Consider the following 20,031-nt stretch of genomic DNA (forward strand, 5'->3'; position numbering starts at 1 on the left):
TTCAGGTCCCCAGTTGGGCCAGCACGTCGTTGATGGACGCTCCGCCCAACAGATCCGCGACCTCCAGCTCATGACCGAACTCGATCTTGATGCGTCGGCGTAACTCCAAGGCCTGCAGCGAATCCAATCCAATCGCCACCAACGGGATGTCCGCATCGATCGTTTCGACGCGGTCGACCCCGATGGCTTGGGCGAGCAGCTTCATCAGCCGTTGCTCGATAGCGTGTTCCGCGCCGGGGGCTGGTGTTTCGGGGATCATCGCGTCGGGCGCACTGAGCTGCGACACCAGCGAGTCGCGGCCGCAGGTTTCCAGCACCGACCGGGCGCGGCCCAAATCGAACGCCACGACGCCGGCAGTAGCGGGAAGCGAGCCCAATCCCAGCGCGAGCGCATCACCGGCAGACATGGGCAGCAAGCCCGTCACCGCCAGCTGCGCGGTACCCGCGGCATCGGGATCAAAGGTGACGGTCCACTGTCCCCACTGCACGGAGACACAGTCCAGCCCCTCGGCCCGGAGGCGTTGTGCCATGGCGTCGAGCATGCGATTGGCCGCGGCGTAGACAATCAGGCCGCGACCGCCGACGGTCGCCGCGATCGACGAGCACAGCACGACATGGCAGTTGTTGGTCCGCGGAAAGGCTCCTAGCACCCGCCAGATACCGACCACCTTGGCGCGCAACGCCTGATCGACTCTATCGACGGTCAGGTCTGCCAGCTCACTGCCCGAATACTGTACGGCGGCATGGATTATCAGGTCCGCGGGTGCGTCCTGGTGTCGCTGCGCCAACAGTGACACCGCCCCGTGGTCTCCCACGTCGCACTGGGCGACGGCGATTTGCGTCGTTGTGGCCGAACGGATCTGGCGGAGCCGGTCCGCGACCGTAATCTCACCCGATCGGCTGACCAGCGTGATGCGCCGGGCGCCGCGGCGCGCGAAGTGCTCGCAGAATTCGAGCCCCACATTGCCCGTACCGCCGATGATGAGCACGTGCTCCGGCACGCCAGCGTCCGGCTGCGTGCCCTTGACTTCGACGACGCGCTTGGCATAGAGCCCGCCGCCGCGCAGCGCGAGCTCGGACTCCTCGGCGGTGTGCAGCGCGGTGAGGATCGAGATTGCCGTTTCTGGGCCGCATGGTGCCGCCGGACCGGCCGGCAGATCGAGATGACGGAATCGCATGCCGGGGTGCTCGGCGCCGATGCAGCGGAAGCCGGCGCTAGCCGCCGCGTGCACCAAATCCGGCGGCGCGTCCTCGGCAATCACCGCTTCACCACCGGTCGTCACCAGCCAGCAGTCGCTGACCGGCCCGGGCCCCGGCCACCACGCGTGCTCGCCGAAGAACGTCGCGACCTCAGCCGCGGCGGCGGAGTCGTCCGGTTGCGCGGACGGCGGCACCAGTATCACGAACGTGTCGGGATCGGCTGCAGCGTCGGGAATTTGGGGATCGGCCAGCCGGACCGTGGCGCCGATGTTCCCAGCGGCCGCGCCCAGTGCGCTGACCAAGTCTGCGCAGGCTCCGGTGTGATCGATGATCCCGATCTCGCGCGGAGACACGAGCGAGCGGTGCGGCAACCGCACCCACTCCTCGGCCAGCAGGCGCGGCCGGGCCGCCGTCGCCGGCGTCACGGACGGCGTCGCGCGGGCCGGCTGCGGCAAGTCTTCCTCGTAGGGCAGCCACAGCTTGGTTTCGTTCATCAGGGTATTGGGGAAGTCGCGCAACGGCAGTGGACTGAGGCCGTCGGCCTCGGTGCGCAGGCAGTCCCACGGGTAGTTCAGATCGTGTAGCGCCAGTTGCGCTAGATTGCGGGTGAATTCGCTCAGGTCGGTCGCCGTCCGCTCGGACGTGCCGACCACCACCGTGGTGCGCTCCTCGTCGTGGTCCGACAGGGCGGCGAGGTTCTCGTGAATCGCCAACTGCAGCGTCGGATGTTCGGCCAGCTCCACGAAGGTGTCGACGCCGAGCGGCCTCGCGGCCGCGATCGCCTTGTCGAATCGAACGGTATTGCGCAGGTTCCAGAACCAGTACTCGTCGACCGGCAGTTCCTGCGTGATCGGACGGCCGAGAGTGGCGCCGAGGCACGCGATGTCGGTGTCCAGGAACTTCGGATTCTGCAGCTCGCGTTGCGTGGCGACCCGGACCTTGGTGGCGAGTTCGTTGATCAGGCTGGTGTGCGCGGGATATTGGACGCGAATGATGCGAGCGAAGGCACCGCGCTCGGTGAGCCTGTCCACGATGCCCTGCACCGTTTCGCGCTCACCCGAGATCCCCGTCATAGTGGGCGAATTGACCACCGACAGCTGGGCCCATCCCGAACTGCATGCCAACAGGTCCTCACAGGTGTCGCGGTCGGCGGCCACGACCGCCATGGCATAGTCGCCGGAACCCAACCCGTCGGCGGCACCCGCGCGGATTCCGACAACGCGGACCGCGTCGGCCAACGTGATCGTGCCGGAGATGTAGGCCGCCGCGATCTCACCCTGGCTGTGCCCGATGGTGACCGCCGGTGTGATGCCGAACGACCGCCACAGCGCCGCCAGCGCGGCCATCTGGGTGAACAACGCGGGCTGCACGGTGCGCGCATCGTCGTGGGCCGGAAGATGCTCGTCGAGAAGGTAATTCAGCGGCGACGTGCCGAACTGCGTGTCGAAGGCCTCCGCGCAGCGCTCCGCCTCGGCCTTGAACGCGGGGACCGCCTGGTAGAACAGCAGGCCCATCCCCGGGCGCTGGCCGCCCTGACCGGGAAAGACGTAGGCGATCCGGCGGGGGACGGCGGGCGTACTCGTGGCGATCACCGAAGGATGTTCTGCGCCATCGACAATCGCCTGCAGGCAGCCGAGCAACTCGCTGCGATCAGTCACCATCGCCACGGCGCGGTGCCGGCGAGCTACCCTGGTGCGAAACAGCATTCCCGCGATCGTGTCCGGCGTCGCCTCTAAATGACTTGCCGCATAGGAGGACACGGCCGCAGCCTCGGCGCGCAGCAGGTCGGGGGTGTCGGAAGTCAACAGTACGGGGACGGTGCCATTCGGGAACCGGTAGGTGATACCCGACACGTGGTTACTCCCCGGCGCTCGCGGGCATGGCGATGATCGCGTGGGCGTTGGCGCCCCCCGCGCCGAACGACGACGTCGCGCCGTAGCGGACGCCGTCCTTGGGCTCCCATTCGTGCAACTTGGTGGCCAGTCGCAGGCCGGTCAGATCCCAGTCCAGCTTCCTGGTGGGGTTGTCCGCGAACAGGGTTGGCGGGATGTAACCGTGTTGACCCGCGAGCAGCAGCTTGATCACACCCAGGATCCCGGCGGCGGCTTGGGCGTGTCCGGCGTTCGACTTGACCGAGCCGAGCAGCGCTTCACTTCCGGCCGCGCCGTAGGTTTTGAACAGCGCCAGCAATTCCACGGGGTCGCCGGCAAGGGTCGCGGTCCCGTGCCCCTCGATCATCCCCACGTCGGCCGGGTCGATACCCGCCGCGTCGAGTGTCTTCTGCACCACCTGCTCCTGGGCGCGTACCCGGGGAACGAGGATGGGCTTGCCCTTCCCGTTGTGGTTGGTGCGCACCGCCAGGATGCGGCCGTAGACGCGGTGTCCGAGTTGCCGTGCTCGTGATTTCCGTTCGACGAGAACCATTCCCGCGCCCTCGCCCCAGACCGTGCCGCTGGCGTCGTCGGCGTATGCGCGGCAATGCCCGTCGTCGGACAGCGCATGGAGTTTGGCGAACTCGTAGAAAGCCGTCGGCGTGCCCAGCACACAGACGGCGCCGGCCAACGCCCATTCACATTCGTCCATCTGCACCGAGTTGGCGGCCAACTGCAGCGCGGTCAGCGATGAGCCGCAGGCCGAATCGACACACATCGACGGGCCGGTCAGCCCCAGGCAGTGTGAGATCCTGCCGGCGCCGCCGAGTTGTCCCATGCCTACGGTCCGGTGCCCGCTGTAGGCGTCGGCGAGCGCCGTGCGCGGGCCATACTCCGTCATCGACATTCCGACGAAGCAGCCACCGAATTCGCCCTCGACGGACGCGGGGTTGACCCCCGAGTTTTCCAGCGCCTTCCACGCGACCCGCATCGCAACGCGCTGCTGAGGGTGCATCACCAGGGCTTCGCGATGGGTGATGCCGAAGAAGGGCGGGTCGAAAGTCATTGCGCTGTCCATGAATCCGCCCGCGTCGCAGACGTGTCCCCAACCTTCGAGCCGGGAAATCGAGAGCAGGTCGTCCACTGGCCAGCCGCGGTCGCGTGGGAAGGGGCTGATCAGCTCCCGGGACTCGGCCAGGGCCGTCCACAGGGCGTCGGGGCTTCCGATTCCGCCCGGCGCCTCGACCGCCATCCCGGCGATGACGACCGGGTCGTTCGACGTCACGCCGTCCGCTCGCGCTGCGCGGACGACGCCACTACCTCCGCGATGGCCTCGAGTTGTTGGTTCAGGTAGAAGTGGCCGCCGTCGAACATCGTGACCTTGAGGGAGTCGGTGTGCTTGCCCCACCCGTAGAGGTCGCCGAGCGTGACGTACGGATCCTGGTCGCCGCCCATCGCGTGAATCGGGGCCGCCACCTTGACATCCTCGGTGCAGGAGTAGGCGTCGAAGGCCTTGAAGTCGGCCCTGACCACCGGCAGCGTCAGCCTCATCAGGTCGCGGTTGGTGAATACGTCCGTCTCGGTTCCCTCCAGGCGCGCGAGGTGATTGAGCAGTGCCTCGTCGTCGTCGGTGGGATGGGAGGGTTTGGCTGCGGCCAGGCACGGGGCAACGGCGGCGGAGACGTTGAGCTGACGCAGCTCGATTCCGGCTGCCTCGGCGAGCCTGGCGAACTCGAATGCGACCATCGCGCCCATGCTGTGACCGAACATCACGATCGGCTCCGCGCGGTGGTGCTCCGACATCGGGAATTCAGCGAATGCCCCCGCGGCGATCTCCGACAGGCTGTCCAGCAACGCCATCGCCGCGCGGTCTTGGCGGCCCGGGTACTGGAAAACGATGACGTTGAATGTCTTGCTGAGGACTTTCGAGAATTCGCGGTACGCCGAAGCACCCGCCCCGGCATGCGGAAAAACCAGCAGCGGGAGACTGTCGGGCAAATCCGGTTTGTGGAACTGCCTGATCCACCCCAGGTCGCGCGGCATGCGCTCCACCTTTCGGCTACCTCTCGCTCGGGTCGCCGCGACAGCCGCGAGAGCCGCGCAACTTAGCGAAGGCTAACATAATCTGCTGGACCCGGGGATCGGTACCCGTAGCAGCTTCACCCAGCGAGGACTCGGAGGAATTCATCCCATGCGCGTCGTGTCGTTCGGCTTCCAGACCTGGGGGTTCAAGACCCTGCAGGCGCTGATCGAGTTGGACCACGATGTCGTGCTCGCGGTCACCCATCCGGTCAGCGAACAGTCCTACAAGGCGATCTGGTCGGCGCCCGTGGAGCGGCTGGCGAGCGAACATGGCATTCCGGTGCATCTCACGGACCGGGTCGACGCCGAGACCATCGACCTGGTCAAGCGCGCCGAGCCCGACGTCATCGTCGTCAACAGCTGGTACACCTGGATGCCGCCGGAGCTGTACAACCTGCCGCCGCACGGCACGCTGAACCTGCACGACTCCCTGCTGCCGAAGTTCACCGGGTTTTCCCCCGTCTTGTGGGCCCTGATCAGCGGCGAGACCGAGTTCGGGCTGACCATCCATCGGATGGACGACGGCCTGGACACCGGGGACATTCTGATCCAGCGTTCGCTGCCCATCGGTCCCACGGACACCGGCACCGAGCTGGTGCTGCGGGGGATGGAGCTGATTCCGGACGCGCTGCGGGATGCGTTGAGCGCGTTGGAGTCTGGGGCAGCGATCTGGCGGCCGCAGAACAAGGCCGAGCGCACCTACTTCCACAAGCGTTCGCAGCGCGACAGTTTGATCGACTGGAGCTGGCCCGCCGAGGACCTCGAGCGTTTCGTGCGCGCGCTGTCCGATCCGTATCCGCGGCCTTTCACGTGCTATCGGGGCGAACGGATCGAGGTGCTCGAGGCGCGGGTTTCCGAGGCCCGGTACGGCGGTACGCCCGGACGGGTCATCGTGCAGGAAGGTGGCGGCGCGGTGGTGTGCGGTCCCGAAGCGTTTCGCGGCGGCAACCGGGGTTTGGTGATCACCCGGCTGCGGGCCGCCGACGGGGCCGAGCGCGACGGGGACGAGTTCTTTGCCCACGGCGGCTACCTGGAGAGCAACGGAGCGCGGTGAGCATGGCAGACGATGTCAGGACGTTGCAGGAACGGCGCCGTGAATTGCTGCGTCGACGGATCGCTGAAAGCGGCCTGGCCGCAGGGCAATCTGGTGAAAGGCGGAGTCTGCGTGCGGGTGAACGGTACCCGCTGTCGGCGGGCCAGCGCCGAATGTGGTTTCTGCAGACGATGGACTCGACCGACACCACGCTGAACATCTGCGTCGCCTACCAACTCACGGGAGCCCTGGACGAGGCCCGGTTGCGTGCGGCCTTCCATGACGTCGTTGCGCGCCACGCGATTCTACGCACTACCTACGGGGTGGACACCGAGGGCGAACCATACCAGGTGTGCTACGATCCGGTCGAGATCGATTGGTGCGTAGTCGATTTAGCCGACAGCCAAATCGAGGACGTGGCGCGGCACGAGTTCGGCAGAACATTCGATCTCGAAGCCGACCTGCCGCTGCGGGGAAGGCTGATACGCACCGGCGCAGGCGAATTCGTGCTGTTGCTCGTGGTGCACCACATCTGTTGGGACGACGACTCGTGGGCCGTGTTCGCCGACGAGCTCAGCGCCGCGTACAACGGTCGCCGACCGAGCGGTGCGCCGCCGCAGTATGTCGCCGTCGAGGTCCTGGAAACATTGGGTGCCCCAGCCGAACCCACCATGTCCGACGTCGGCTACTGGGCGGAGACGTTGCGGCCGTCGCCAGAACCATTGCAGCTTCCCGGATCGGCCGCAGCACGCCCCTCCCGGGCGGCGCAACGCCGGACCCGGACGCTGCCGGCCGAGCTGGTCGCCCGAGTCGAGGAGTGTGCACGCGAGCACTCCGCCTCGCCGTTCATGGTTTTGCTGGCTGCCTTCGGTGTGCTCGTGCGCCGCTATACCGGCGCAACGGATTTCCTGATCTCGGTTCCGGTCACCGGGCGCCGGGCCGCCGCCGAGGGTGCCATCGGGTATTTCGGCAACACACTGCTGGTGCGGATGACCGCGGGCTCGCACGACACGTTCGACTCGTTCGTCGACGCGGTGCGTGAAACCTGTTTGGCCGGCTTTGCCCACCAGTCCGTCGGCATCGATCGGGTGGTGCGTGAAGTGAACCCGGAGCGTATGGGCCATGACGGCATGGCCCAGCTTGTCCGGCTTGGCTTCAGCATGCGCAAGAGCGCGGGCGGATTCGCATTGGACGGCGTCACGGTGCGACAACTCGGGTTGGGCGCGGTCACCGCGCACCTGCCGCTCTCCCTTGCGGTCGTGCTCGATCCGGACGGTGCGTTCGTCGAGTTCGAGTTCCAAACCGACGTGCTGGACGGTGCGCTGGTTGACCAGATGCTGGCGCACTACGTGCAGTTGTTGGACCACGCGCTGGCGCAGCCGCAACGGCGTCTCACCAGTCTGGACCTGCTGGGCCCGGGCGAGCGAGATGCCGTATTGGCGCAATCGCATGGTGAACTCGTCCCGACGTCGGCCACCACGATGGTCGCGGTGCTCGAAGCGGCGGCTGGCCGCACTCCGGATGCGGTCGCGCTGGTTTCCGAGCAGGCCGAGCTGACCTACGCCGAGTTGCATCGCCGCGCTAATCGGTTGGCGCGCTGGCTGATCGGGCGGGGGTTCGGCCCCGACGACATCGTCGGCCTGCGCATGACTACGTCGGTCGAGTTTCTCGTCGCGATGCTCGGCGTGCTGAAGGCCGGCGCGGCCTACCTGCCGATCGACCCGGCCTACCCGGAGGAGCGCATCGAATACCTCGTCACCGACGCCCGCCCGCAAGCGGTTTTCGGTCTGCAGGATCTCGAGGCCGCAGAACGCGACGCCGCATCGTTGTCGGACACCCAGATCGGCGACTGCGACCGCCGAAGCCCTTTGCTTCCCGAGCATCTGGCGTATGTCATCTACACGTCGGGCTCCACCGGCCAGCCCAAGGGCGTGGCCGTCGCGCACCACGCGATCGCCGAGCACATCGACGGTTTTATCGCCGAGTGGAGCATGACCGCGCAGGACCGGTTGTTGCAATCGTCGTCGGTGAGCTTCGATGCATCTCTGCTGGACATCTTCGTCACGCTGTCGCTCGGCGCGCGGTTGATCGTTCCCAAACCGGATGCGTTCAGCGATATTCCGTATGTCGCCGATCTGATCAGCCGGCACGGAGTGACCGTGCTGCACATGGTGCCCTCCATGCTCAGCACCCTGCTGCTGCTCCCACAGGTCAGCCAATGGCGGCAGTTGCGCCACGTGCCGGTCGGCGGGGAAGCGCTGCGCGGCGAAGTGGCCGACGAGTTCGCGGGCTACTTCGACGCCGAGTTGCGCAATCACTACGGCCCGACCGAGGCCGTGGTGTGCTCGACGCATATGCCGGTGGCCGGGTCACACGGGGCGCGGGTGGTGCCCATCGGCGTGCCGAACCGCAACGTCTACGCGTACGTGCTTGACGAGGAGTTGCAACCGGTGCCCGCGGAGGTCATCGGTGAGCTGTATCTCGGCGGTGCCCAACTCGCGCGCGGCTACCTCGGCCGTCCCGCACTGACCGCGCTGCGCTTCGTCGCCGACCCATTCAACCCCGGTGCGCGGCTGTACCGAACGGGAGACCTGGTCCGCCGCAACGTCTCCGGTGCGCTGGAGTTCGTCGGACGGGCCGACGAGCAGGTCAAAGTCCGCGGCTTCCGCATCGAACTCGGCGAGGTCGAGTCCGTGATCGCGACGCATCCAGCGGTGCGGCACTGCCTCGTCGTCACCGAAGAGACCGGGGCCGGACCCGCGCTCGCCGCATATCTGGTGCCGGTGGCTGACTTCGAGACCGTGGATCTCGACGAGGTCCGCGCGCACGCCGCGTCTGCGCTGCCGGAATACATGGTGCCCAGCGCGTTTGCGGTGATCCCCGAGATCCCGCTGACCGTGAGCGGCAAATTGGACAAGCGGGCGTTGCCCGCACCGACTCCCGTCGCGGTGCGCGGCTACCGCGAGCCGACGACGACGGCCGAACGCCGGATGTGTGCGATCTTCGCCGCGCTCTTCGGCTGGGAGCGAGTCGGCGCCGAGGACTCGTTCTTCGGGCTCGGTGGTCATTCGCTGTTGGCGGCCCGGTTGATTGCGCAGATTCGCGCCGAGTTCGGGGTGGAACTGACCGTGCGTGCGGTGTTCGATACCCCGACGCCGGCCGGCTTGGCGGCGCGGGTGGTCGATCCTCGTCCCGGGACGACTACCGGGATGCGTCCGCAAGTTCTGGAAGCGGTTCGCCCGCAACGACCACCGCTGTCCTTCTCCCAGCTCGCCATGTGGTTCCAGTACCGGCTGCGGGGCGCCAACGACGTCTTCAACATGGCTCTTGCGCTGCGCTTCACCGGTGCGCTGGATACCGCCGCACTCACCGTGGCGCTCAACGATGTTGTGACCCGCCACGAGGTCTTGCGAACGAATTTCGTTGACCACGAAGGCGTTCCGTACCAGCATGTGCATCCCACCCGGGAAATGGAACTGGCGGTGCGGAACGTCGGTGCGGAGCGCCTGGACGAGACGGTCGCCGAGCTGCGCCGCCACGTGTTCACGCTGGAGTCCGAGTCGCTGATCAGGCCGACGCTGCTGAGGGTCGGCCACGACGCGCATGTGCTGCTGCTGCTTGTCCACCACATCGTCACCGATCACACGTCACTCGGACTCCTCTTTGAAGACCTGATCGTCGCCTACCGGGCCAGGGTGGACGACACGGCCCCGCATTGGGCCACCGAGCCACTGCAGTTCGCGGAATACGCGGTGTGGCAACGGAGTACCTTTGATGCGCCGAGTGAATGGGGGCAGGCGGAGCTGGCCCATTGGTCCGCTGCGCTGGCCGGGTTGCCGCAGGACATTTCGGTAGTGCCCGACCACACCCGGCCGCTGGTCCTGGGCCGACGCGGCGAGGTGGTGAACTTCACGGTGCCCGCGGCTCGCCGGGCGGCCCTCACGCAACTTGCCGAGCGGCATGGCGCCACCGAATTCGTCGTGTATCAGGCGGCTTTCGCGGTCCTGCTGCACAAGTTGGGTGGCGGCACCGATATCGCGATCGGCAGCCCGGTGGCCTCCCGGGTGGACGTGACCACTGCGGAGCTGGCCGGCCCGTGCGCCAACGTGGTGGTGTTGCGTACCGACCTCTCCGGTGATCCGAGCCTGCACAGCGCGGTGGCGCGCAGCCGCGACACGGTCCTCGATGCGTTGGCCCACCAGGAACTGCCCATCGAACGCTTGGTAGAGGCGCTCAACCCGCCGCGCTCGCCGTCCCGCAACCATCCGCTGTTCCAGAATTCGATCCATTTCCGCGGCGAGGATTGGGCGCTGCTGCCACGCGATCTGACCAAAAGCGGTGAGACCACGGTGGTTCCGCTGCCCATGGACTTCGAGATCTCACTGCTGGACCTGAACATCGGCGTGAACGTGACGCCGGACTCCGAACTCGACGTGCGGGTCGTCGCCAACGCCGATCTTTACGAACCGGCGACCGTCGCGCTGATCGCCGAGGCTCTCAACGCCGTACTCGAAGCGTTTGCGACGCAACCGGACTCACCACTGTCCACACTCAAGTTGCTGGCCGACGCCGACGTGGAAAAGCTGTTCACCCCGCCGACACCGGTCGATGTTGCGACGTCGCCACCCACCACCGGCGGGTCCGCGGAAACCGAACAGGCGTTGGTCGCCCTGCTGGAGGAGTTGCTCGACATCACCGGCGTCGATCGCGAGGACAACTTCTTCGCCCTGGGCGGCGACAGCATCATCTCCGTGCAATGGTCGGCGCGGGCCGCCGCGCAGGGTCTCGCGTTGACCCCGGCCATGGTGTTCGAACACCTGACCATCGCCGAGTTGGCCGCGGCCGTCGATCAGGCTGCAACCCAGGTTGATTCGCCGCCGCAGCCTTCATCCGAGCCGATGAGTGCGTCGGGACTGGACGCCGACGCGCTAGCGCAGCTCACCGCCTCGTGGCTCGACAATTCGTGAGCGCATCGGTCGAGGGCACCAGTGAGCGGACCCGTGAGGCACCGGTGACCACAGCTGCGCCACAGATCGACGACGTGCTAGCCCTGAGCCCGTTGCAGGAAGGCCTGTTTGCGCTGTACCGCCTGGCCGAGGACAGCGTCGACCTCTACACCATGCAGTTGCGGGTCGACATTGACGGGCCGGTGGACATCGAACTGCTGCGCCGCAGCGCCGCCGCCATGCTGGACCGGCACCCGAATCTGCGCGCCGCCTTCTGGGATCGTGATGTCCCGAAGCCGGTGCAGATCGTGCCCGCGCGCGCGGAGCTGCCATGGATCGAACGCACCGCAATCCCAGCAGAATTCGACGCCATCGCGCGTTCCGAGCGGCGTCGTCCGTTTGACCTGAGCCGCGGCCCGGCGCTGCGCGTGGTGTTGCTGTCGGTGCCCGGTGAAACCAGGCGCCGGATGATCTTCACCGCGCACCACATTCTGATGGACGGCTGGGCCCTCGGCGTTTTCTTCACCGAGATGCTCGCGGTGTATCGGGCCGGCGGTTCGCCTGACGGGTTGCCGACCCCACGGCCGTACCGCGACTACATCGCCTGGCTCGCTCGGCAGGACACCGCGACGGCCCTTGCCAAGTGGACCGACTACCTGCGCGGTGTGTCGGGGCCGCTCATGCTCGGGGAGGGCGCGGTCACCGCGCGTGCCGGCGTGCCGCAGAAGACCGAGCTGGTGTTGCCGGCCGCGGACACCGTGCGGCTGCGGAAATGGGCGGGGCGCAACGGTCTAACGCTGAACACCGCGGTGCTGTTCGCGTGGGCCGTCGTGCTGAGCAGGCTCACCGACCGGCGCGATGCCGTGTTCGGCGCCGTCGTCTCCGGTCGTCCCGAGCAGCTGGCCGGGGTGGAGAGCATGGTCGGGCTGTTCATCAACAGCGTGCCGGTCGTGCACGAGGTGAGTGGCGCCGCCTCGGTGGTGGAACAATGCGCGCGGTTGCAGCGCGAGTCATCCGCGATGCGTGACATCGGGTATCTCAGTCTGTCGGAGATCCAGCGTACGCATGGCGGCGGAACCTTGTTCGACTGCATGTTCGTGTTCGAGAACGCCCCCGTCGAGGACGCCATCCGCACCATGACCACCCCGGACGGCGCCAGCTTCACCCCCGTCGAGATGGAAAGCCTGACGCACTACCCACTGACGGTGGTCTCCCACTTGCGGGACGACGCGCTGGTGGTGCTTGCCGAGGCGATTCCTGAGGCGCTGCCGTATCTTCGGCCCGCGGAGATCTGCGAACGCCTGGTCGGTGTGCTACTACAACTCCCCGATATCGGCGACCAAACCCCCGATGCCTTGGACGTTCTCACCGTGGCCGAACGCGCCGAATACGCCACCTTGGCCGCACGGCCTGTGCCCACCGCCGGTGGCACGGTCTGGGAGATGTTCGAGCGGCAGGCCCGCGCCACGCCGGACGCCGTCGCGCTGAAGACCAGCGCCGGTGAGCGTCACACCTACGCCGAACTGCACGCCGGCGCGACCCGGTTGGCGGGGGCGCTGGCCACCCGCGGTGTAGGCCCGGAAATGGTTGTGGCGCTGGTGTTACCGCGATCGACGGGATCGATCGTTGCCATCCTGGCCGTGCTCGCCGCCGGGGGCGCGTACCTGCCGGTCGACGTCATGCTGCCCGAGGCGCGCATCGAATCCCTTTTCCACCAGGCCAACCCGGTGCTCGCCCTCACCACAACCGGCTATTCGACGCTGGTCGCGGGGGGCACACCCGCGCTGGTCATCGACGATCCCACCGTGGCCCAGCGTATTTCGCGGCTCCCGGCCATCGCGCCCAACGTCGATCGTCATCCCGAGCACAGCGCCTATGTCATCTTCACCTCTGGCTCCACCGGTGAACCGAAGGGCGTTATCGGCAGGAACGCCGCGCTGCTGGGCTATTTCGCCGATCACCGTGAGCGTGTCTATCGGGAAGCCGCTGCGCGCCTGGGTCGCCCGATGACCATCGCGCACGCCTGGTCGTTGAGCTTCGATGCGTCCTGGCAGCCGATGGTTGGGTTGCTCGACGGCCATGCACTGCACCTTTTCGACGCCCAGGAGATGCGCGACGCGGATCGGTTGCTGACCGCTCTGGCAGCCCACCAGGTCGACATGATCGACACCACGCCGTCGATGTTCGGGCAACTGCGTGCCGCCGAACTGTTAGACCACGGCCTGACGGCGCTTGCCTTGGGCGGCGAAGCAATCGATGCCGCGCTATGGGAACATCTGCGCGCGCTGTCACCCACCGCGGTTTACAACTGTTACGGGCCAACGGAAGTGACGGTCGAGGCGGTGGTGGCTCGGATTGACGAGTACCCGGTGCCGACGATCGGAACGGTCAACGCCGGAAGCTTTGGCTATGTGCTGGATTCGGCCTTGCGGCTGGTGCCCAACGGTGTGGTGGGTGAGCTGTATCTGTCCGGCGCGCAGCTGGCCCGCGGTTATATCGGCAAGCCTGCCTTGACGGCGGGACGCTTCGTCGCGGACCCGTTTCGGCCCGGGCAACGCATGTACCGCACCGGCGATCTGGTGCGTCGTTTGCCGCACGGCGGGTACGCCTACCTGGGCCGCGATGACGCCCAGGTGAAGATTCGCGGGTACCGCGTGGAGATCGGTGAGATCGAGGCGGCCCTGCGTGGCCGGCCCGAGGTCGCCGACGCTGCCGTTTCGGTGGTGCGCCGGGACGGTGCCGCCATTCTGGTGGGTTTCGTTGTGTGGCAGGAGGATACGGATGGAGACTTAGCGCGGCTGCGCGCCGCGCTTACCGAGCGGTTGCCTTCCTACATGGTTCCGGCCCGCATCGTGTGGCTGCCGCAATTGCCGGTGAACGCCAACGGCAAGCTGGACGCCCACGCGCTGGGCCGGTTGGCCGAGGATGCGCTGTCCAGCGTCACCGCAGGCGCGGCGGAGTCGCCGTCGACCGAAACCGAACGGGCGCTATGCGAACTATTCGAAGAACAGTTCAACGGCGTCGTACCGCACATCGACGACGACTTTTTCTCGTTCGGCTTGGACAGCATCGTGGCGATCTCGTTGGTGCACAAGGCCCGACGGCGCGGCCTCGCCTTGAGTCCGCGAATGGTATTCACCGCGCCGACAATTCGCCAATTGGCGGTGGCCCTGGACTTGAGTCCCGCGGCGGATGGCCCGGATGCCGCCGTCGCGGGTGCCGAATACGGCGAGGTGCTGCCGCTCCCGATGGTCTCCTGGCTGTACGAGCATGGCAATTTCCGACGCTTCACCCATACCGTCTTGCTTCGCCTCCCGCCCGGTGTCGACGGCTCGACCATCGAGTTGATGCTGCAGCTGCTGTTGGACGGCCACGACACCTTGCGGTCGATCCTGACCGAGACATCCGCGGGTTCGCGCCTGGTCACCCGCGAACCGGGGGTGGTCGCGGCCGCTGACCTGTTGAGCCGCATACAGCTGACGGAAGGCGCCAACACAGAACTGATCTCGGCCATCGAGCGGTCCGCGCGCGGTGTGATGGACGAGATCGATCCGCACCTCGGTGCGATGGTGCGCGCCGTATGGTTCACCGGGGCCGAAGCGGGCGACGTGCTGCTGCTCACCGCGCACCATCTGGCGGTGGACGTGGTGTCGTGGCACATCATGCTGGGCGACCTCGTCGAGGCGTGGCGCAGTATCGGCGCTGGCGCGGCACCAACGCTGCTGCCGGAGTTCACCTCCTACCGCCGCTGGTGCGAGCTGATGTGGCAACGCGCCGCCGCTCCGGAAGTGCTGGCGCAGCGGGAATACTGGCTCGCTCAGGTCAGCGGATCCGATCCGGTGCTAGGGCGGCGGGCCGTGGATTCGACCCGCGATACCTGGTCCACGCTACGAGTGACCCGGGTGCTGACGCCGGTGGGGGTGACGCAGCGGGTGCTAGCAGGGGTCAGGCGCGATGAAGGTGTGCGCGAATTCCTGCTGGCCGCAACGACGATGACGATCGCGAGTTGGCGTCGTGATCGCGACCAAGCTCCGGCGTCGGGCACGGTGATCGCCCTGGAGGGGCACGGGCGCGCCGATGCCGTGCTGGATACCGACACCACGAACACCGTCGGATGGTTTACCAACGCGTTCCCGGTCCGCCTCGGAGCCGGCGCAGCGGCCGTCGATATCGATCAGGCCGAGCGGGACCCGACGACGGCCCGGGCCCTGGTCGAGTCGGTTGTCTGTCATCTTGGTGCGGTCCCGAACGACGGCCTGGACTATGGCCTGCTTCGTTACGTCGACGTCGATCCCGAATTGCAGCGGGCCGCCGAACCGCAGATCCAGTTCAGCTATCTGGGTCGGTTGGACCTCGGCGGCGTCACCGATCGGCCGTGGTCGCTGCTCACGGGTCCCTACCTCGATGCCCTCCCGGATGATCCGGAGCCCAAGCTACCGCTTCGATTTGCGGTGAATCTCAGCGTGTTTGTCGCCACCACGCCCGAGGGCACGCAATTGATCAGCAACTGGCGCTGGAGTGACGCGCTGTTCACACCCTGCGATATCGAAAGATTGACGCAGTTGTGGCAGCGCGGCATCGCCGCGCTCGCGGTCGGCTTGGACCACGACCCAGCCCACGATGCAGGCCAGGACCCAGCCTGAGGGCCGGACCAGATCGAGACCAGGAAAGGAAACTCATGGGTGTCAGCAGGGACCAGATCAGGGCCACGATCGCGGCCCAACTCGGCTGCCCGGCTGCCGATGTCGCAGACCATGACGATTTGATCCAGTTGGGACTCAACTCGATCCGCATGATGACGTTGGCTGGCGGCTGGCGCAAACGCGGGGTCGACATCACGTTCGCGCAACTCGCCGCTAGTCCGACGGTTGAGTCGTGGTATGGACTGCTGGGCTCCAGCGGGGCGCGGTCCGTAGCGGCCGACAGTGCCATTGCCGAGGTTGCCATTGAACGGGAGGCCGACGACGCGCCGTTCCCACTGGCGCCCATGCAGCACGCGTACTGGATCGGCCGCTCCGACGAGCAGGAACTTGGCGGCGTGGCGGCCCATCTCTATGTCGAATTCGACGGCGGAGCAATAGATCCCGTTCGTATGGAGCGCGCGGTGGCCGGCCTAGTCGAGGCGCACCCGATGCTGCGGACCCGATTCCTGCCCGACGGCACGCAGCAAACGATGCCGCGCCCGGGCAGGCCGGTCTTTGAAGTCGTCGACCTACGCGGGCATGGTACGGACGCGCTCGAATCCGCGCTGCTGGAGTTACGTGAGCGTAAAACCCACCAGCGGTTGGCAATTAACGACGGCCAGGTCATCGACGTCACGTTGACCCTGTGCGGCGAGGATCGCAGCAGGCTGCATCTGGACATCGACATGCTGGCCGGCGACGCGATGAGCTATCGGGTGCTGGTTTCCGATCTGGCCGAGTTGTATCGTGGCGCGACGCTGCCGTCACCGGGCTACAGCTACCGCCGCTATTGCACCGAGCGCCGGCCCGACCCCACTGCGCGTGAACGAGACCGCGATTGGTGGCAGCGGCGGTTGCCGGAGCTGGCCGGTGCACCCGAACTGCCGATCGTCCCAGTGGCCGAGCGCGCGGACCCACATCGCACCGTCCGGTACCACCACTGGTTGACGCCCGCGGCCAAGCGAAGGCTCGTGGCCGGGGCGCACGCGCGCGGGGTTACACCGGCGATGGGGTTGGCCGCGATCTTTTCCGACACCATCGGCGGCTGGTCGGCCCAGGGCAGCTTTCTGTTGAATGTTCCTTTGTTCCAACGTGAAAATGTGCATCCCGAGATCGACCGGGTGGTCGGTGACTTCACCTCGTCGATCATGTTGCAGGTCGACGTCACCCAGAACGTGTCGGTGGTTGAGCGCGCCCACGCGATTCAGCACAGAGTGTACGAAAGTGGTTCACACGCAGCATATTCCGGGCTGGATGTGCTGCGCGATCTGGGCAGGTACCGCGGCGAGCCCGTGCTGGCGCCGGTCGTTTTCACCAGCGCACTGGATCTCGGTGAGCTCTTCGCGACTCATGTCATCGAGACACTCGGGGAGCCGGTGTGGATCATCTCACAGGGGCCGCAGGTGCTGCTGGATGCTCAGGTCACCGAGGTGCGGGGTGGGTTGCTGCTCAACTGGGACGTCCGCGAGGCGGCATTTCCGGATGGTCTGATCGACGCCATGTTCGCCAGGTTTACCGAGGCGGTCCTTCGGCTCACGGAGGGCGACGCGGGTTGGGACGCCAAGGCGCCGGTACGGCTGCCCAGCACGCAGGCGAAGGTGCGGGCCACAATCAATGCCACCGACGGTCCAGTCAGCGGAAGGTGTTTGCATCAGGGCTTTTTCGAGCACGCCGCGGCGGCACCGGATGCGGCGGCCGTGGTGTGGGGGCTGGGTGCCGCCCAAGGTGCGTGGAACTATCGCGAACTGGCCGACCGGGCGCTTGCGGTGGCGGGGGCGCTGGGCGCTGCTGGAGTGCGACCCGGTGCCGCCGTCGCCGTCCAGTTGCCCAAGGGGCGAGATCAGATTGTGGCGGTGCTCGGTGTGCTCGCGGCCGGGTGCACCTACGTGCCAATCGGATTCGACCAGCCGGAAGTGCGCCGCACCAAGATTCTGCAGACCGCCGACGTGGTTGCTGGACTGACGTTCGGGGGTGCCGACATGGGGACGAACATCCCGTGCCTGTCCATCGATGCCGCGCAGAGACATCCGGAGCCGTTGGGGGAGCCCGTCTTTCCTGACACCGGCGCGATCGCCTACGTGATCTTCACGTCCGGCTCGACGGGTCTGCCCAAGGGGGTAGACGTGCCGCACAGCGGCGCGATGAACACGATCGACGCCGTCAACCAGTGGTTTGAGATCGGCAGCGCGGATCGAGTGCTCGCACTGTCCGCGCTCGAGTTCGACGCATCGGTGTACGACATGTTCGGCATGTTCTCGGTGGGCGGCTCGGTGGTCGCCGTCGATTCCGAAGAACGGGCCGCGGCCACGACCTGGGTGGAACTGGTTCGCCAGCACCGAGTTTCGATCCTCAACTGCGTGCCGAGCATGCTCGATATGATCTTGGAGCTCGCCGGGGACCGGCTGGGCGATTCGTTACGGGCCGTCACCCTCGGCGGTGACTGGGTGGGTGCCGACCTGGCGCGCAGACTCGCCAAGCAGGTTCCGGGCTGCCGGTTCTCCGGTCTTGGCGGTGCGACCGAGACGTCTATCCACCACACCATCTGTGAAGTGGTCGGTGCACCACCGGCGCACTGGTCGACGGTCCCGTTCGGCGTTCCGTTACGCAACGTGCGTTGTCGCGTCGTCGCTCCATCCGGGCGCGATTGCCCCGACTGGGTATCCGGCGAACTCTGGGTCGGTGGGGCCAATGTCGCGGCGGGCTACCGCAACGACCCGCAACGGACCGTGCAGCGTTTCGTCGAGTACGAGGGCATTCGCTGGTACAAAACCGGTGATATGGCCAGGTATTGGCCCGACGGCACTATCGAGTTCCTGGGCCGGGCCGACAATCAGGTGCAAATACGCGGATACCGGGTCGAGCTCGGCGAGGTCGAGAGCGCCCTGCGCGCCCTGCCCGGGGTCCGGCATGCCGTCGCCGCGGTGGTCGGCGCGGACGCACCAAAGCTCGTCGCGGCCATCGCGGGCGACTCGGGCGAAATCGTCGACGTCGGCGCCGCGGTAGCCGATCTGTTGCCGGGCTACATGGTTCCCACCCGGACCGTATTTCTCGACCGGATTCCGTTGACCCCCAACGGCAAACTGGACCGCCGCGCCGTGGCCGCTCTGTTGCAACCGGAAGGGACGGCCGACGACGGCGCACCGCGCAATGACGTGGAGACCGCGATCGCCGGAATCGTCGCCGAGGTGCTGGGCGTGCATTCCGTTGGCGTGCACGACGACTTCTTCGCGCTCGGCGGTGATTCGGTGCTGGCCACCACAGTCATTGCGCGGGTGCGGGATTGGCTGGACATCGACCATGCGGTGGTCGCGGATCTGTTCGCCACCCGAACCGTCGCCGGTCTCGCCGAGCGGCTGAACCAGCGGGAGGTCGCGCGGGGCACCCCAGCACGACTCATCACGATCGCACGGCACTATCTCGACGTCGCCGCGTTGACCGACGAGGAAGTTCTCGCCGAGAGCTAACGCGGGCCTTTTTCTAATCCCGCACATAGCTTCGACACAGGCTGGCCCCCGAATGTCAACGTAGCGTCGCCGTAACGCAACCGGGCGGAGATACGAAACACCAGCCACAACGTGCACACTGGTAACACAGGATGCCACTCGAAGGGGGAGGACCCGAGCATGAAGACCTTCAAATCGATCGCGGTCGGGGCCGCGGCGGTGGCCGCCATCGGTGCGGCAGCGGCGGGCGTGACGTCCATCGCATCCGCCGTGCCCGTTTCGGCGCAGGTGCAGCCGGTTGTCTTCGGCGCGCCGCTGCCCCAGGACCCGGTGCCCGCCGCCAACGTCCCCACCGCGGGTCAGCTGACGACCCTGCTCAACAGCCTGGCGGACCCGAGCGTGCCATTCGCCAACAAGAGCAACCTGATTGAGGGCGGCATCAGTGGCACCGAAGCCCACATGGCCGACCACGAGTTCAAGAAGGCGGCCAAGAACGGCGACCTGCCGTTGGCGTTCAACGTGACCAATATCCAACCGAGCGCAAACGGCGGGGCCACCGCTGACGTTGCGGTATCCGGCCCGAAGCTCAACCCCCCGGTCACGCAGAGCGTCACCTTCGTCAACCAGGGCAGTTGGATCCTGTCACGTGCCTCGGCGCTGGAGCTGCTGCAGGCAGCCGGCGGCCACTGAGCCACGGGTGCGGGCGCCAAAGCGTCCAGGTTTTTCCCAGGTAGCTTCGTTGCAAACGTGACCTTCCCGAGACGGAAACGGCGGT

Annotated in this window: 8 protein-coding genes; 5 read left to right on the plus strand and 3 right to left on the minus strand. The window is 66.9% G+C overall.

The features are described from left to right. Position 1 precedes the first annotated feature (1 nt). The 3 genes from nbtC to JO236_RS00700 are packed head-to-tail and all read right to left on the minus strand — an operon-like array spanning position 2 to position 5,113. Positions 2–3,043 (minus strand): nocobactin polyketide synthase NbtC, encoded by a 3,042-nt coding sequence (gene nbtC, locus JO236_RS00690; protein WP_323802142.1) that lies wholly within the window; start codon positions 3,041–3,043, stop codon positions 2–4. Positions 3,044–3,056: 13 nt separating this feature from the next. Further along, positions 3,057–4,355, minus strand: coding sequence for a polyketide synthase (locus JO236_RS00695; RefSeq protein WP_293323292.1), 1,299 nt, complete (start codon positions 4,353–4,355; stop codon positions 3,057–3,059). Continuing rightward, positions 4,352–5,113: a thioesterase II family protein gene (locus tag JO236_RS00700; protein WP_293323294.1), complete on the minus strand. Its 762-nt coding sequence runs from the start codon at positions 5,111–5,113 to the stop codon at positions 4,352–4,354. Before JO236_RS00700 ends, JO236_RS00695 begins: the two co-directional genes overlap by 4 nt. 148 nt (positions 5,114–5,261) lie before the next feature. Here JO236_RS00700 and JO236_RS00705 point away from each other — a divergent pair, with 148 nt between their 5' ends. The 5 genes from JO236_RS00705 (at position 5,262) to JO236_RS00725 (ending at position 19,946) form a co-directional block, all read left to right on the plus strand. Beyond that, positions 5,262–6,206, plus strand: a complete 945-nt coding sequence (locus JO236_RS00705; protein WP_293323295.1) for a methionyl-tRNA formyltransferase — start codon at positions 5,262–5,264, stop codon at positions 6,204–6,206. Positions 6,207–6,208: 2 nt separating this feature from the next. Continuing rightward, positions 6,209–11,152 carry a non-ribosomal peptide synthetase gene (locus JO236_RS00710; protein ID WP_293323297.1) on the plus strand — a complete coding sequence of 1,648 codons (4,944 nt, stop codon included), beginning with the start codon at positions 6,209–6,211 and terminating at the stop codon, positions 11,150–11,152. A 44-nt stretch (positions 11,153–11,196) separates the two neighbouring features. Then, complete coding sequence (locus JO236_RS00715; protein WP_293323364.1) at positions 11,197–15,774, plus strand: non-ribosomal peptide synthetase; 4,578 nt, start codon at positions 11,197–11,199, stop codon at positions 15,772–15,774. Positions 15,775–15,809: 35 nt separating this feature from the next. Further along, on the plus strand, positions 15,810–19,277 hold the full coding sequence (locus JO236_RS00720; RefSeq protein WP_293323299.1) for an amino acid adenylation domain-containing protein: 3,468 nt from the start codon (positions 15,810–15,812) through the stop codon (positions 19,275–19,277). Positions 19,278–19,436: 159 nt separating this feature from the next. Then, positions 19,437–19,946, plus strand: a complete 510-nt coding sequence (locus tag JO236_RS00725; protein ID WP_293323301.1) for a hypothetical protein — start codon at positions 19,437–19,439, stop codon at positions 19,944–19,946. Positions 19,947–20,031 lie beyond the last annotated feature (85 nt).

The sequence above is a fragment of the Mycobacterium sp. genome (assembly GCF_019247635.1).
Classification (GTDB): domain Bacteria; phylum Actinomycetota; class Actinomycetes; order Mycobacteriales; family Mycobacteriaceae; genus Mycobacterium.